This window comes from Gluconobacter potus, assembly GCF_015244705.1.
GTDB lineage: Bacteria > Pseudomonadota > Alphaproteobacteria > Acetobacterales > Acetobacteraceae > Gluconobacter > Gluconobacter potus.
This window is the reverse complement of record NZ_JABCQF010000018.1, coordinates 1-13600: the sequence shown is the minus strand read 5'-3', so window position 1 is coordinate 13600 and position 13600 is coordinate 1. Positions and strand designations below refer to the sequence as shown.

Below are 13600 nucleotides of genomic sequence, written 5' to 3'. Positions count from 1 at the left end.
GCTGGGGCTGCTGCTCCTCCCACTATGCGTTGTAGGGTCGTCCACGAGGATCTGGTCGATCCCGATCTCGCCGAGATGCACCAGATCGTCCTTGCGGCCGGCCAGCCCCTCCAGCTTGGCCTCCATCCCTTCCTTCATGCGCTCGATGCGCTTGCGGGAGATGCGGTCGTCGGCGTCGATCTCGCACAGCAGGCTTTCGTAAGACGCGATCTGCGCCTCGATCATCGCCTGCTCGAACTTGGTCTCGACCGGAATGAACTTGAAGGCATCATGCGTGATGATGATCGCATCCCACTGTCCCGTGGCCGCACGGGCGAGGAAGCGCTGCCGCTTCGCCTTCACGAAGTTCGTCTCGTCCGCGACCAGGATCTTCGCGGTCGGGTAGAGCATCAGGAACTCGCGGGCCATCTGCGCCAGACAGTGTCCTGGCACCACAACCATGGCCTTCGAGATCAGGCCAAGACGGCGCTGCTCCATGATCGCCGCGCACATCGAGAAGGTCTTTCCCGACCCCACGGCATGCGCCATGTAAGTGTTGCCCGTGGCGATGATGCGCCAGACCACCCGCTTCTGGTGGGCGCGCAGCCGGATCGTGGTGCTGGCCCCGGGCAGCTGCAGATGCGAGCCGTCAAAGGCGCGGGGGACGAGGTTGTTGTAGGTGTCGTTATACAGCCGCACCAGACGCTCGGCGCGCTCCGGGTCCTGCCACACCCAGGCCTGGAAGGCCGTCTTGATGGCGGCGAGCTTTTCCTTGGCGGCCTCGGTCTCCTGGGCATTCAGCTGCCGGTGCTCGCCGTTCTCGTCGCGCCAGGTGTCCCAGATCTGCGGGATGGCCTGATTGAGCGCATCCTCGATCAGTTCCCCCGCGGGACGGCGTTCGGTGCCCCAGACGGACGTCGCCTCGGCCTTGCCCCGGAACGGTCCCTTGTCCAGGGTCCAGGACGCCACCTCCTTGGTGTGCCACACGCCGGCTTCGACCCCGATCACCTCGGCGATGAAGCCCTCAATGTCGGCGGTCGGGATCCACGGCGCGCCCAGACGGGCCGTAATGTCACTGGGCCGCAGATCCTCGGGCTGGGCCTCTTCCAGCGCGGCCACGGTACGGGCAAAGCGGGGATCGGTCTCAGCAGCCTTGCGGGCCTCCGCCAGCTTCGTGCGCACCGCCCCTGACAGGGCTTCGTCGGCCGGCACCCAGACGTCGCGTCCGGGCTGGCTGCGTCCGGCACCGAGGTAAATGGCACTGCCCAGCTCGGCGATGACCTCGTCCTCGGGTCGCCCCAGCAGCTCGGCAATGCGCGGGATCTCTACCACACCCGTCTCGTGCAGGCAGACCGCAAGCGCGTCATGGGCGCTGTGCACCTCCGGCTCCAGCGTCGCCTGGATTACACGCTCGGAGAACAGTGGTCCCTGTGTGCCGACCTGCCGGTCCTCGTCGTACTCCTCGATCGAACTGACCAGCCAGACGTTCGGATCGTCGTAGAAGGGTTGGAGGTTCGGGCGCCGCTGCGTGGTGCTCTCGTCCCCGGTTCTGGGATCAGTGCGCGTGCTGGTCAGCGTCAGGTTGATCGGCCCGAACTGTCGCACGAACGTCTGATAGGCGCGCTTGAGGTCCGCCTGGAGCGCACTGTAAGGCAGGTTCTCCACCTGGGCGCGCAGGACCGCACGGGCAGCATCGCGGACCGGGATCAGACCTTCGATGATGCGCGCGTGCTTCTGGAAAATACCGTCCTTCTGCTCGCCTTTCTTGACCTTCACCGCCACCGACTGGCCGTCGATGATCTGGTGCAGCGCGCCCTTCTCGATCAGGTAGCTGCCTTCCTTGAGGCTCGCCCCCTCCCCTGCCGTGCCGACATCTGCACGCCGGCTTTCCCGCAGCGCCTCGACATCGAGCGTCTGCGGCACCGGGAAGCGGGCCAGCGCGGCGAGACGGGAGAACGCGCTCGGAAGCGCATCCTCAAGCATCAGCATCGGGTTTGCAGTGCAGGTGTATTCCGGCCCGAACTGCCCGCTCGTCCAGCCGTGCCGACCCAGCACCTGCTGGCCGTTCTCCGCAAAATAGCGGTTGATGCTGAGCGGTCCCTCCCCTTCATCCGTGTCGGACAGGTCCGCAACGTCCAGCCAGGCGGTCTCGCCCGGGGTGTCTCCGATCTCGCGACGGCGCAGGACCAGCACGTCCACGACCACGTCAGTTCCGGCATCATCGCGCATCGCGCCAGCCGACGGGCGTACCGCACCAACCAGATCCGCCGTTTCGAACAGGTGCCGGCGCGCAGTGGCGTCGCGCTTGTCCATCGTCCAGCGTGACGTCACGAACAGACCCATGGCACCGGGGCGCAGGCGGGACACTGAGCGTGCGATGAAGTAGTCATGCAGCGACAGACCAAGCCGCCCCAGTTCGTCCGTGCCGCGCACCGTGCGGTTGCTGAACGGCGGGTTGCCAATAGTGAGGTCGAACTGCTCGGCAATCTTCGCCGTGGTGAAGTCCTCAGACCGGACCCACTGGTTCGGAAACAGCTTGCGGGCGATGCGGGCCGTCAGAGGGTCGTTCTCGATCGCCGTCCAGGCCGTCTTGGGGGCAAGTTTCTCTGGGATCGCGCCCATGAACAGACCCGTGCCACAGCCCGGCTCCAGCGCACGTCCGCCACGGAACCCCATCTGCGCGACCAGATCCCACAGCGCATGCACGATCAATTCCGGCGTGTAATGGGCGTACTGCGTGGCCCGCGCCAGTCCGGCCCGCTCCTGCTGGCTCGTCAGCGTCTCAAGCTGCACCCCGATCTCTTCCCAGCCCTGGCGGAACGCTTCGCCCGGACGGGGGAAGAGGCTGTTAGCCAGCTCGCCGGCACCAAATCCCGTGAACTTCGCCAGCACCGCCTGTTCCTGAGGCGTTGCATTGCGACCTTCGGCCTCAAGTTCGGACAGCAGTCGGATCGCCGTCAGGTTGTCCCGCGCCCGTGCCTTCCATCCCTGGGCGAGCCCACGCGTCCCGCGGAGGCAGAAGTCGACCTTCGGTGCGATAACCGGAGTGCTGACAGCCTGCGCAACGACCTTGGCTGCCTCTTCAAGAGCCTTGTCGCCAGGCAGCTCACCCCAGAAAAGATTGGCGTTCGCGCCCCCAAGGGCGGATGTGTCGAAGAAGCTCAGCTGTGCCTTGCTCATGGGAAAACTCCGGACAAGCGGCCGCGCCCGGTGCTGCGCGCGGCAGACCGGGGGGCCAGAAAAACGGGATGATGGAATTGCGGGACGAGCCGCGCCCGGCTCAGGCGCGCGGCATCAGGGGATCAGAGCGGTCCGAACCGAAGGCTGATCTGCTGGCGTTCACTGTCGGAAAGGCGCGCCAGGGCCTCGCGATGGTATTCGGAGCCGCAGCGCGCCTTCTGTGACACCCGCCACCAGGCGTGCTGGTCCGAACAGGTGACGCCTCGGATCTGGGTGTCCATGTTTTCGGGACCGCAGCCTTCGAGGATGGTCCAGCCCTCCTGATGGGCCTGAACCAGACTGAACTGCGATTGTGTGTCCGGGGACGTAAGGGCCAAGCTCGGCATCGTCATCTTTCTCCTTTCCTGACCCTCTCCGGCAACCGCGGCGTCGTGCTGGGGGGCAAGGGCGACGCGTCAGCGTCGGGACCGCCCGGCCCGCAGCGCCAGCGAGGACACGGACGGACCCACCCCTTGCCGCACAGGGCGATCCCGTGGTGCCCCCTTCTCCCTTTCCCTCTCTTTCTTCTTTTTCTTTTGTTTTCGCCGCTTCTGCAGGCCAGAAAAAAACCGTGCAGCAAGTGTGAAGACGCTGTTAATCGGAGTAATGTATTGTCGTGGCTGACTTGCAGTCACCGTTCACAGAAACGATTTACAGCTCACCATCATTACACTGAGGGATTTCATGACTGACCTGACACCCGCCACAGAGCCCCCTCACTCTGACCTGCGTTCCCTGACGGCCGAAATCGTGGCCGCCTATCTTTCAAGAAACGATGTCGCACCCGACATGCTCCCGGGCCTGATCCGTTCCGTTCATACGGCCCTGACCGTTCCGGCGGTCTCAGAGGCCGCGGTCGAAGAGGCTCCGGTTCCCGTGGTCAATCCGAAGAAATCGGTTTTCCCGGACTTCATCATCTGTCTGGAAGACGGGAAAAAGCTGAAAATGCTCCGCCGTCATCTCAAAACGGCGTACAACATGACGCCTGATGAATACCGGGCCCGCTGGGGTCTGCCCCCGGAATATCCGATGGTCGCTCCCGGCTATTCCGCGCAGCGCGCGGCTCTTGCGCGGGAAATCGGCCTGGGCTCCAGAACCCGCTCTTCTGCGCCTCAGGAAGAAGACCTTCCTCCGGTGAAGAAGCTCCCCGCAAAACGACGGGGCCGTCCGGCCCGCGCCTGAAACTAGAGGGGCCCTCCCCCGTTACCAAAGGCACCGGCCGGGAGGGTCCAGTTTTCTGTCAGAACCGTCTGCAACGGGCGGTCTGACAGGCAGGCTGCGACCAGGTCGGGCCGCGACCGGGCCGCTTGATAAACCGTCCCTTCGGACGACAGCTGCGCGAGCCCCCTGTCACGTTTGATCGTGCAGCCGAAGTCCTTTTCATATCCGTTCAATTTCGCAAACCGGTTCGCATCCATCCATTTCAGGGTGGCGAACTGGTCTGCATTGCCGAAGATGCAGAACGAGCAGGACAGACGCGAAAATCCGACCTGATACGGATAGGCCGGCATCACGCGCCAGCGCTCCAGGATCGCCCAGACCTCTGCTTCGGACCACTGATGTACCGGCCTCCAGTGGTCGACATGCCGACGCCGCCGCGTCCCGTTTCTCGTGTCGGTACGGTGAGCCTCAAAGGCCGCATATCGAGCCCGCGCGGGACTCTCTTCAGCACGCTCGCCTGTCACGACCAGGGTACGGCGGGTGAGGAACCGGTCCTGTCCGCGAAGGGCACGATCGGCTACGTCGACCTTGAGGCTTGCCGAGCACCAGCGCACGGAGAGGCTGGCTGAGACCTGGGGAAAGCGCAGCCGGGTTCCGTTATGGCCCTGCCCGCCGGCGACGACGCGCCTCTCCGGGGTCTCGAAGACCACGGGCGCGGTCGGCATATCGTGGCGCAGCATCTCGCGCTCGAAGCCACCCTCGCGCCAGGACCGATAGAGTGGCAGTCCGAAGTCCCGGGCCAGGGCTTCGATATACGGACCTGTGGAGGGCCAGTCCATGAAGGATCCCCCCTCCCCGTCCACCTCGTGGTGCCACAGCTCGATGCGTTCGGCCGGAGCACCGGCTTCCAGCAGGGCGAGCAGACAGGCCGTGCCATCCTTGCCCCCAGAGACTGCGACAATGATGCTGTCATAGAACGCGAGATCCGGGCTCATGACGGCCACCGACTGACCGGGGCGCCTGTCCGCACCGAGCGGCACATCAGGGCGTGGGCGATCGGGCGTTCCCGCAGCAGCAGCGGCTTTTCATGGCGACCATCCCAGGTCAGTCCCTCACAACGTGTCAGCAGCCCCATCTGCACGGCGGCTTCGTCGCGACAGGCGCACACACGCTCATTGCCACCGGAGCTGCGGCGGCACGGCTCATCCGCAGGAGCGCCGCAGCCCGTGCAGGCAATCGTCAGCGCCGGATCGCCGTCTTCCCAGTGCATGTTGCAGCGGCGGCAGGTTGTGGGTTCCTGCGTGTCGGTCCAGCGCATCGGAGGCCGGCCACGGGGGGGTTGGGACATAGGGAAACTGGTAGCGTCGCATGATGCTCGATCCATCTCTGGTTCTTCAAACATCCTTGCGACGGCCTGTCGGGCGACCGGGGTGCAACAGTGCCGCACAGCGGCAGGATCGGCGTCATCCGGACCCACGCGCAGGCGGCGTAGCCGGCGAGCATGGGGAGGACGGACGGCGACCCACCTGTTGCAGCACGGGCGGCTGACAGGCAGCGCCTTGTTTTCCCTCTTGGCTTTTCATGCTTTTGCCTGTTTTACCGTCCGCCGTGGTATCGCTCGGCAAGGGAGAGCAGGGTGATGCAACGTTGCATCAGACTTATCTCAAGCGTGGGTGATGCAACGTTGCATCACCCAGATGGGGCTATCCGACCAGTTTGGAAAGCTCTTCGTATAGTGACCGAAGCGCAGCGATATCGGCCGTACTAAACTCTGTGTTATTCTCCCCAGCCTGCCGGAGCATCTCTATGATTTTCGGCGCCGTCTTGGTTATGTTAAGACGTCTCCTCCTATCAGCCCCTTGGGCGATCGCCTTTTCCATTTGAACTTCTTCAGCTGCATTATTGTTCTTCAGAGATGCAACTGTGAGTTCACCTGCTAACGCTTTTCTCATAAGGCCTTCGCGGCGCGCTGTGTCATCCACGCGAGCAATTCCGACAAGCACGTTCATCGGTACCGCTGATTTCCCAGCCAAATCGAGAAACTCCTCTGGAAGGCTTAGTACACGTATCGCTCTACTTATCCGCGCCTGATCCATTCCGAGTTCAACGGCTGCCTTCCGTTGAGACCAGTTATTGTGATCCAGCAAGTTTCTTATTCCGCGAGCCTCTTCGACCGGGCTCAAGTCTACTCGCATCAGGTTTTCCATCAGCGCCGCTGACGTGGAGTTACCCTCGTGAGGGACCGCCAAGATGGAGGTCCAGCCAGCCAATTTGGCCGCTCTCCAGCGCCTCTCGCCTGCAACAACAATCCACATGTCCCTATGGGATGGGTCTTGTCGGAGGAGGATTGGCTGCAGCTGACCTTGCGCCTTCAGCGATTCAGCAAGTTCGTCTAAGGCAGCTTGATCGAAACTTCGCCGAGGCTGGTTTGGATCAGGTGAGATCTTGTCGATCCCAGCCTCGAATGAGTGCCGAAATTTACCTTCACCCAAAAACGGTGCATCAACCTGACTCATAATTTCTGAATGAGTTTGAGAAAAGGCAGAGGGAGGCCGTTGCTTAAAAGGCCGCTTCATAGTGCCTCTCCTTCAACGGCTTCGAGGCCAAGGGCAGACGCAGCGTGAATGAAGGAGCGTCGGCCTGCGATAGCCTCCGCTAGCCGCACATATACTCTGACAGCAGGACTTCGAGGCGCCGCTTCAACTGGAATCTTGGATGCCCAGGCTGCATTGCTAAACGACGTACTAGACGGAACAGGCTCAAGAACTGGCGCGCGATTACCCATCACGTTAATCAGGTGCTCCACGATCCCGACGTCTACATATTGGTTTTGGACAAACTGTGTTGGCAACACTCCTCCCAAACGTAACCGCGGATTGCTGCGGCGATTTACCTTGGTAATGGTGTCGAGAATCAGGTTAACGCCCATAACGTCATAAGGCTCAGTTCTGACTGGGACAAACACTGTGTTGGATGCAGCTAAAGCCATCCAGGTAAGAAAACCAAGATGGGGGGGGGAATCTAGAATAATGAACTCGTATTCGTCCTGCACTTGGGCAATCGCATCTTTTAGCAAACCTTCGGTGCCAGGCTCGCGGCGGATATCGACTTCAGCGAGGTCAATGTGACTGGGGCAGAAATTGACTGGAATTTCGACGTCGGTACCGTGGACCAGTCCTTTTTTAACAATGCAGTCGGTTATTGGCGCATCTTTAAGAAGAGCGTGAGCCAGCGTTCTACCTTGGCGGTATAGCGGCACAATGTGCATACCTAGTAGGGCGGAAGTCGCGCTCGCTTGGGGGTCTACGTCTATCAGCAGTACGCGGTAGCCCATTTTAGAAAGGGCGACTGCCACATTGAGAGCGCTGGTGGTTTTTCCTACGCCCCCTTTCTGGTTCGCGAAGGTTATGATGGTCGTTTGACGCTTTTCCCCATGTAGCAGAGTCTCTAACTCCGTCGTCACTTCGGTAGGGAGAGGTTGTTTGCCGTTTTCCCACCGAGAAATCGTATGCCGATCATAGCTCCTGCACAAACGCAGGTTCAGGACATCTTTTAGTTGGCTCTGTGAAAAGCCTAACTGCTCTCTAATTTCTTTGAGCGTGGGCATTGTGTGCGTCTCCATACCGAAAGGATAGGATCAACACTCAACATCAACAAGTCAACATCAACAGAGCAAAAAGGGGATTTTTTGTTTAGCAGCAACCGATGCAACGTTGCATCATTCATCGTTAAGGCTCTAGGCCGTGGACTTTTGTTGCATACGTCGGTCACCCGGAATTGCGTTTCTCTATCATATCTTCCCCGGGACCCGTCTTGAAACTGGACTTGCACTTGGGGCTAGGATGACACCATCCTCATCGATACTCACTCTAGCTTCTGGGTAGATTGCTAACGCGATTTGCAACGCATCTCTGAAGCGTATCTTGAAGTTCCGTATGTGAGTGTAGCTTGCACCAAACTGGGCTTTCAGAGCAGGCCAAGAGACTTTTTGGACAGTTACTCGTTCGTGCAATCGATAGACCAGCCAGAAATAGATATCGAGAGCCTGCGAATTGTTAGAAATTGCCCGGATAGCAGATTCCTGAAGCGGAACGGGGTGGCGTTTCAGCTGATCGAAAAAGCTCTCAGAAAGGCGAACGGTTTCTAAAAGTGCGCCATCGTGTTCGTCGGTAAACAAAGCTGTATCGACTATGTTTTGATTTATAAGGCCGATTTTATTCCCGTCTTTAATCTCGAACGTCATTCGACACCGCGAAATCCTTGTAGCTTGCTCCTTAACGTCCCTCATCGATTTCCCTCCAATGGGAACATTGAGCCTTTTCAGCCAGCTTCTAAGAGACTTTCCTAACTCAATTTCGCGACTATTTGTTTTGATCGCTTCTGTCTGCAAGAAAAGAAGTATTAATCTTGCTCTAGAACCGTACGGCACCCCAATACGAGCAGGCACTCCGTCGCGTTTTACCGAGCCCGGTTCCACCATTAGGCGGACATAGCTAGTTTCGAGGAGCCATATTTGGTCATCGTCTAATCGGCGATGAGGCAAGCCGGTTTGGCACCATCCTGAATATAGAAACCCAAGAGAAGGATCTTCGTCGCTCAGAAATTCTAGAGCCGCATCCAAAGCCCGCCGTTCTGCGTCGTTTGAAGTAAGATCGAGCGCGCCTTGGCGACCATAGGCCTCGATGCGTTTATGTATATCGCTCATAGAGTGATGTTAGACGAAGTCTCAAGAGGATGTCTCCGTGGACTTTTGATGCACCTTCAATCGTCTCAGCAGGGATTGTATGAGACTTACCATGCTAAATTGCCTGCGGACTTTTGTTGCACAACCACTAGGGGTTATTAGTAGATATATATTAGTAGGTGCACCAAGATCCCACGGGATAACTTCCAGAGACGAGGGAAACTGTCATTTCCTGTTTCCCCTGCTGCAACAAGATCCCACGCAAGCGCACCAAAAGCCCACGCAAATCTGGGGATAAAGGCTTAAAACCGACTTCGCCCTGGATGCTTGGTCATGGCATCCTCGCCCTCGATATATTTCTCCACCACGCCGAAGGTCTGGTGCCGCGAGAAACGCTTGAGCGAGACCAGATCCGTGCCGTCACGAGCTCCTGTGGTGATCGCTCCGCGTCGCAGGCTGTGCCCGCTGAAATCGCCTGTCACTCCCGCATCCAGGCAGCGCTTCTGAATGATGCGGGCCACAGACCTGTCAGACAGCGCCTCTGAACCCATGGCGGGCAGGGCAGGGGGCTGACCGGCCTCGGCGGCTGGCGGAAGCCACACGCGCCGGAAAACCGGTCCCTTGGCCTCTTTCAGTCTGGCCGCGCGTAGCCAGGCCTCGTAAGCCCGGACCGGGCAGAGACCGGTAATCCCCCTCGGGATCGCCACCTCGACACCCTGACCGGTGCGATCGCCCTTTGAGCGGTCCAGCCGGATCCGCATCCCGTCATCATCGAGCGCCACATTCTCCAGGCACAGCGCCGCCACTTCGGACCGTCGCAGTGCGCCGGCAAAGCCGAGCAGAAGAATGGCCTTGTCGCGGACGCCCACGAGTTCGGTGGTATCGATCTGCTCAATGACTTCGCCCAAGAGGTCCCAGGTCAGCCCCTTGACCTGACGGGACGCGCTTTCCGTTGACGTCCTGCGAATGCCTGCAACCGTTTCAGACACAAGGGCATGGGAGGTCGGGACGGGAACCTGGGCAACATGATGCAGATAGCGCAGTGCAGCACGGTGCAGATCCACCGTCGCGGGTCGCTTCTTCTGCAGCGCAAGATCAGCCAGATAGGCGGCGACGTCCTCGCTGCGGGCGGGCAGGGCAGGGAGCCCATGTCCTGCCGCCCATGCGCACCAGGAGCGCACGGCCGATCGATAGGTGCGACGTGTGTTTACTGCCTTCGCCGCCCGGGAATAGGTCTTTGAGGCGCGCTCCGCCGTCACCAGCGTCCCGTCATAGTCGGGCAGGGCCTCGTCGGTCAGGGCATCGAACCACTGCAGGACCGCGCCAGACTGCTGACCCAGAGGAGAGGCCAGCGGCGCCAGCGTGGCCGCCTGCGATCCCGCCTTGCGCCGTCTGGCGGCCTTCGGCCTGAGCCAGGCGACGAACACTGGTTCGGGTTCGAGATCCAGAGCAATCGCCAGTTCGTGCCCGGAGGGCAGGGCGGTCAGATGGGCACTGGCGATGGCCAGTGCCTCCTCGGCCGTCTCAACATCGGTGGACAGGACCGTGTCTTCGGCAAATTCGTTGTCGCGGTATTCAATGCCGCGAATGACCAGAGAGAGATGAGGGGAGAAGCGACCGGTCGAGAGCAGGGCCACCGCTTCTGTCAGATCGCCGGCAGGAAGCTGCTGCCGGGTCTTCTGGTCCAGCCGGTCCAGGAGGGCCTCACGGGCAGCCTTTGCCGAGCCTGCGATGTGAAGATGGCTGAGCATGAACGCCTCCGCGAAACCAGAACCTGGCTCCTGATAGCATGAAGCCGGGGTAGGGCAGAGGGCCGGAAACGGATCAGCGTGCTGCTGTGGACTTTTGCTGCAAGACGCGCGCGGCCCGGTGGCGAAGCGCGCCCATGTCCACGCGTAAGAGAGAATCAGTGCCGGTGTCATGCGCCGCTTTGGGGGAAAGGAAGGTCCGGCCATCCAGTTCTGCAGCGCCTGCCTTGAGACGCCCATGACGGCCGCTGCTTCCGACATAGGGCAGGGTCAGAAAGTCGAGGACCTGTCGCAGACGCTGACCTCTGGCGAGAGAAAATGTGCTAACGAAGACTGAATGCCGATCCGACCGGAACTGAAGCCGCTTTACCCCTCTAACTGGCCCGAGCTGAGCCGACAGGTGCGGTTCGAGCGGGCAGGGGGTCTCTGTCAGCGCTGCGGTCGGCCGCATGGACATCACCTTCAGGTGCTGCCGGGTGGCCGGTGGAAGCATCCGGAGACGGGGCACTGGTTCAATGGCCGGGGCAGGCGGATCTCGCCTCCGGACCTGATCGAGCATCTGCAAATACGACAGACGAAGGTGGTTCTGGCAGCGGCCCATTTGAATCATGATCCCACCAGCAACCGGCTGCGCAATCTGCGCGCGTTTTGTCAGCGCTGCCATCTGCTGCACGACCGGATGTATCATCTGGCCCAACGACGCCTGACCTTGCGACGGCGCCTGGCGCTCGGGGATCTGTTTGAAGGACTCTATCGGGCCGGGATCAGGGGGCCGGGCCTGTGAAAAGCTCGCTCAGTGACCGGTGCTGACGGTTGAGCGCGCCTGCCGCACGAATTTCCGGTTCAGCTCGCGGGCCAGCGTTTCGCCGTCCTTGATCGGCACAACACTGTAGGTTCTGATGGCCCAGGAGATGTCGCACTGCCAGTCGGTATGGCCGCTACGCGTATGCCACTGCTTCATGGCCAGGTCTCCGCACCGCGCCGCTTCGGAGTGGCTCCAGCCATTCACCTCTGCCATCCAGACCAAAGCGGCATCCTGCCTGCCCTCGGTCATGGTCTTTCCCCAGTGACGCACGCCATGGCAGTCAGGGCAGAGGGAAATCACCCCTTTGAGGGTCTGGATCCGCCGCTCGTCGTCATACGCCCACCCTTCGTCAGCTTCGACCGGCCATTGGGGACCCCGTCCTCCGCACACCCGGCAACGGGATCCGGATCGCGCATAGGCATCCTTCCGGATCCGGTTCCAGTCTTCGGGCGCCAGGAAGGCGCGAAGATTAAAGTCCCACAGAGCCTGCGGCACCATCCACGGGCGGATGTAGGGGGCCTTGCGGTCCGGCCGATACCGGTAAGGCACGAAAGGCAATAGAGCGTCGAGTTTGTCCCGGTGCCCCATCCAGCACTTCTGCTCCCCGTTGAACGTGGCACCGCCCCGGGCTGCTTCCTTACGGCGCTCAAACGGGACGCAAAGAGGAATGAGTGTCGTCAAGGCAATCACCACAAAAGGGACGGCCGAGCATGGCCGCCGTGGAAAGAGGGAATGTCGAGGCGCTCGGGATATATCCCGTCAATGCTGCTGGGACGACCCTGGATCATTCTCCCGCTTCGGGGCCACGCTCGCGTTTCCCTCAGTCGCGTCAGCAGAACTGTCCTTCGGCCGCAGGCTTTCCGAAGAGGCCGTGCGGCTGCGCGCCTCCGCCACAAGGCGTTTCACGCGCTCGACTGCCATTGCACCACCATGCTCCATCGTGTTCATCAGCTTTCTCCGTTCAGAATGTCAGCTCCAGGTCGGGCACCTGCCCTGTGAAGGACACTGGCTGGCCCGTTTGTGAGTGCAGACCGGAAGAGCCCGATTTCCATGGCGCTGCCGGCTTCGTTGTAGTAATGTCGCTACATAAGAACCAGGAGGCTCCCGAGATGACTGTCACCACATTTTCCAGTCGTGAGTTCAACCAGGACACGTCCCGGGCGAAAAAGGCTGCCGTTGAGGGGCCTGTCTTCATCACTGACCGCGGCAGGCCGGCGCATGTTCTGCTGAGCATCGACGACTATCGCCGGCTGACCCACAGACCGCGAAAGATCGCGGATGCACTCGCCCTGCCTGGTGCCGAAGATATCGACTTCGATCCGACGCCCATGACCCTCGGCCTGCGTCCCGCGGACTTTGGCTGATGTTCCTGCTGGACACGAACGTTGTTTCCGAACTGCGAAAGGTGCGGGCGGGCAGGGCCGACCCCAATGTTGCAAGATGGGCAGAGCAGGTGGAGGCCGAGACCCTTTTCCTGTCTGCCATCACCGTCATGGAGCTGGATGTCGGTGTCATGCGGATCGAGCGCAGGGATCCCACCCAGGGAAGCGTTCTGCGGAACTGGCTGGAGAACTACGTGCTACCCGAGTTTTCGAAGCGGGTACTTCCCATCGATCTGGCGGTCGCCCGCCGCTGCGCTCACCTGCATGTTCCGGATCCGGGCCCGGAGCGCGATACCCTCATCGCCGCGACCGGCCTGGTGCACGGCATGACGGTCGTGACACGGAACACGGATGATTTCCGGTATTCGGGGGTGCCACTCCTCAATCCATGGAAAGCACGGCATGACTGATCACCGGAAAGACTGCAGCATGGCCGATTGTGAAGTCCTGTTCGTCGAGGGACTGAGGCAGTTCGTGGATGCCTGCGCGTATATCAACGCCGCCCTCCCGGACGAAGCGGAAGACGCCCCCTGGACAGTAACGATGCATCGTCTTGCAGCGAGCGCTGCTGAGGCAGCGGAGAACCTTGAAAATCCCTCCGCAAGTGAGATTGCCCTATGGG

15 protein-coding genes and 1 pseudogene are annotated in these 13600 nt (G+C 60.9%); 6 read left to right on the top strand and 10 right to left on the bottom strand.

All coding sequences use genetic code 11. The annotated features are described in order from the left end of the window. Window positions 1-36 precede the first annotated feature (36 nt). A pseudogene (locus HKD31_RS14645) lies at window positions 37-3159 on the bottom strand (DEAD/DEAH box helicase family protein); the annotation flags it as partial. A gap of 122 nt (window positions 3160-3281) precedes the next feature. Next, window positions 3282-3551, bottom strand: a complete 270-nt coding sequence (locus HKD31_RS14640) for a hypothetical protein (protein ID WP_228120869.1) — start codon at window positions 3549-3551, stop codon at window positions 3282-3284. Window positions 3552-3882: 331 nt separating this feature from the next. On the opposite strand from HKD31_RS14640, the gene HKD31_RS14635 reads away from it, so the two are divergent. Beyond that, window positions 3883-4380, top strand: a complete 498-nt coding sequence (locus HKD31_RS14635; protein WP_194265602.1) for a Ros/MucR family transcriptional regulator — start codon at window positions 3883-3885, stop codon at window positions 4378-4380. A gap of 2 nt (window positions 4381-4382) precedes the next feature. Here HKD31_RS14635 and HKD31_RS14630 read toward each other — a convergent pair whose 3' ends face one another. From HKD31_RS14630 to HKD31_RS14605, 6 genes are all read right to left on the bottom strand, one after another. Continuing rightward, on the bottom strand, window positions 4383-5354 hold the full coding sequence (locus tag HKD31_RS14630) for a phosphoadenosine phosphosulfate reductase domain-containing protein (protein WP_194265603.1): 972 nt from the start codon (window positions 5352-5354) through the stop codon (window positions 4383-4385). Continuing rightward, window positions 5351-5707 carry a hypothetical protein gene (locus HKD31_RS14625; RefSeq protein ID WP_194265616.1) on the bottom strand — a complete coding sequence of 119 codons (357 nt, stop codon included), beginning with the start codon at window positions 5705-5707 and terminating at the stop codon, window positions 5351-5353. The genes HKD31_RS14630 and HKD31_RS14625 overlap by 4 nt, the downstream gene beginning before the upstream one ends. A 355-nt stretch (window positions 5708-6062) precedes the next feature. Then, the gene (locus HKD31_RS14620; protein WP_194265604.1) at window positions 6063-6935 is read right to left on the bottom strand and encodes a ParB/RepB/Spo0J family partition protein; all 873 of its coding nucleotides are present in this window, start codon (window positions 6933-6935) and stop codon (window positions 6063-6065) included. Then, entirely contained in the window at window positions 6932-7966 is a 1035-nt protein-coding gene (locus HKD31_RS14615) for an AAA family ATPase (RefSeq protein ID WP_228120867.1), read from the bottom strand. Before HKD31_RS14615 ends, HKD31_RS14620 begins: the two co-directional genes overlap by 4 nt. Window positions 7967-8149: 183 nt before the next feature. Beyond that, on the bottom strand, window positions 8150-9064 hold the full coding sequence (locus HKD31_RS14610; protein ID WP_194265606.1) for a replication protein RepA: 915 nt from the start codon (window positions 9062-9064) through the stop codon (window positions 8150-8152). 281 nt (window positions 9065-9345) lie between these two features. After that, complete coding sequence (locus HKD31_RS14605) at window positions 9346-10794, bottom strand: site-specific integrase (protein WP_194265607.1); 1449 nt, start codon at window positions 10792-10794, stop codon at window positions 9346-9348. Window positions 10795-10963: 169 nt separating this feature from the next. Here HKD31_RS14605 and HKD31_RS14600 point away from each other — a divergent pair, with 169 nt between their 5' ends. Both HKD31_RS14600 and HKD31_RS14595 read left to right on the top strand, forming a co-directional pair. Continuing rightward, the gene (locus HKD31_RS14600; RefSeq protein ID WP_194265608.1) at window positions 10964-11128 is read left to right on the top strand and encodes a hypothetical protein; all 165 of its coding nucleotides are present in this window, start codon (window positions 10964-10966) and stop codon (window positions 11126-11128) included. Further along, window positions 11129-11575 carry a hypothetical protein gene (locus HKD31_RS14595; protein WP_194265609.1) on the top strand — a complete coding sequence of 149 codons (447 nt, stop codon included), beginning with the start codon at window positions 11129-11131 and terminating at the stop codon, window positions 11573-11575. It abuts the gene before it with no gap. Window positions 11576-11584: 9 nt separating this feature from the next. On the opposite strand, the gene HKD31_RS14590 is transcribed toward HKD31_RS14595, so the two are convergent. After that, window positions 11585-12286: a hypothetical protein gene (locus tag HKD31_RS14590; protein ID WP_338085591.1), complete on the bottom strand. Its 702-nt coding sequence runs from the start codon at window positions 12284-12286 to the stop codon at window positions 11585-11587. A 69-nt stretch (window positions 12287-12355) separates the two neighbouring features. After that, window positions 12356-12544, bottom strand: a complete 189-nt coding sequence (locus tag HKD31_RS14585) for a hypothetical protein (protein WP_024716584.1) — start codon at window positions 12542-12544, stop codon at window positions 12356-12358. A gap of 161 nt (window positions 12545-12705) precedes the next feature. Between HKD31_RS14585 and HKD31_RS14580 the strand changes: the two genes are divergently transcribed. The 3 genes from HKD31_RS14580 to HKD31_RS14570 form a co-directional block, all read left to right on the top strand. Further along, the gene (locus HKD31_RS14580) at window positions 12706-12960 is read left to right on the top strand and encodes a type II toxin-antitoxin system Phd/YefM family antitoxin (RefSeq protein WP_062106886.1); all 255 of its coding nucleotides are present in this window, start codon (window positions 12706-12708) and stop codon (window positions 12958-12960) included. Then, window positions 12960-13388, top strand: coding sequence for a type II toxin-antitoxin system VapC family toxin (locus tag HKD31_RS14575; protein WP_194265610.1), 429 nt, complete (start codon window positions 12960-12962; stop codon window positions 13386-13388). The genes HKD31_RS14580 and HKD31_RS14575 overlap by 1 nt, the downstream gene beginning before the upstream one ends. Next, window positions 13381-13600: hypothetical protein (locus HKD31_RS14570; RefSeq protein WP_194265742.1), on the top strand; the 220-nt coding region annotated here is incomplete at its 3' end. The genes HKD31_RS14575 and HKD31_RS14570, both read left to right, overlap by 8 nt.

Excerpts from the sequence above, each read along its gene's own strand:
- HKD31_RS14640 (WP_228120869.1), bottom strand. The coding sequence starts at position 3,551 with ATGACGATGCCGAGCTTGGCCCTTACGTCCCCGGACACACAATCGCAG.
- HKD31_RS14635 (WP_194265602.1), top strand. The coding sequence starts at position 3,883 with ATGACTGACCTGACACCCGCCACAGAGCCCCCTCACTCTGACCTGCGT.
- HKD31_RS14630 (WP_194265603.1), bottom strand. The coding sequence starts at position 5,354 with ATGAGCCCGGATCTCGCGTTCTATGACAGCATCATTGTCGCAGTCTCT.
- HKD31_RS14625 (WP_194265616.1), bottom strand. The coding sequence starts at position 5,707 with ATGTCCCAACCCCCCCGTGGCCGGCCTCCGATGCGCTGGACCGACACG.
- HKD31_RS14620 (WP_194265604.1), bottom strand. The coding sequence starts at position 6,935 with ATGAAGCGGCCTTTTAAGCAACGGCCTCCCTCTGCCTTTTCTCAAACT.
- HKD31_RS14615 (WP_228120867.1), bottom strand. The coding sequence starts at position 7,966 with ATGCCCACGCTCAAAGAAATTAGAGAGCAGTTAGGCTTTTCACAGAGC.
- HKD31_RS14610 (WP_194265606.1), bottom strand. The coding sequence starts at position 9,064 with ATGAGCGATATACATAAACGCATCGAGGCCTATGGTCGCCAAGGCGCG.
- HKD31_RS14605 (WP_194265607.1), bottom strand. The coding sequence starts at position 10,794 with ATGCTCAGCCATCTTCACATCGCAGGCTCGGCAAAGGCTGCCCGTGAG.
- HKD31_RS14600 (WP_194265608.1), top strand. The coding sequence starts at position 10,964 with ATGCGCCGCTTTGGGGGAAAGGAAGGTCCGGCCATCCAGTTCTGCAGC.
- HKD31_RS14595 (WP_194265609.1), top strand. The coding sequence starts at position 11,129 with ATGCCGATCCGACCGGAACTGAAGCCGCTTTACCCCTCTAACTGGCCC.
- HKD31_RS14585 (WP_024716584.1), bottom strand. The coding sequence starts at position 12,544 with ATGAACACGATGGAGCATGGTGGTGCAATGGCAGTCGAGCGCGTGAAA.
- HKD31_RS14580 (WP_062106886.1), top strand. The coding sequence starts at position 12,706 with ATGACTGTCACCACATTTTCCAGTCGTGAGTTCAACCAGGACACGTCC.
- HKD31_RS14575 (WP_194265610.1), top strand. The coding sequence starts at position 12,960 with ATGTTCCTGCTGGACACGAACGTTGTTTCCGAACTGCGAAAGGTGCGG.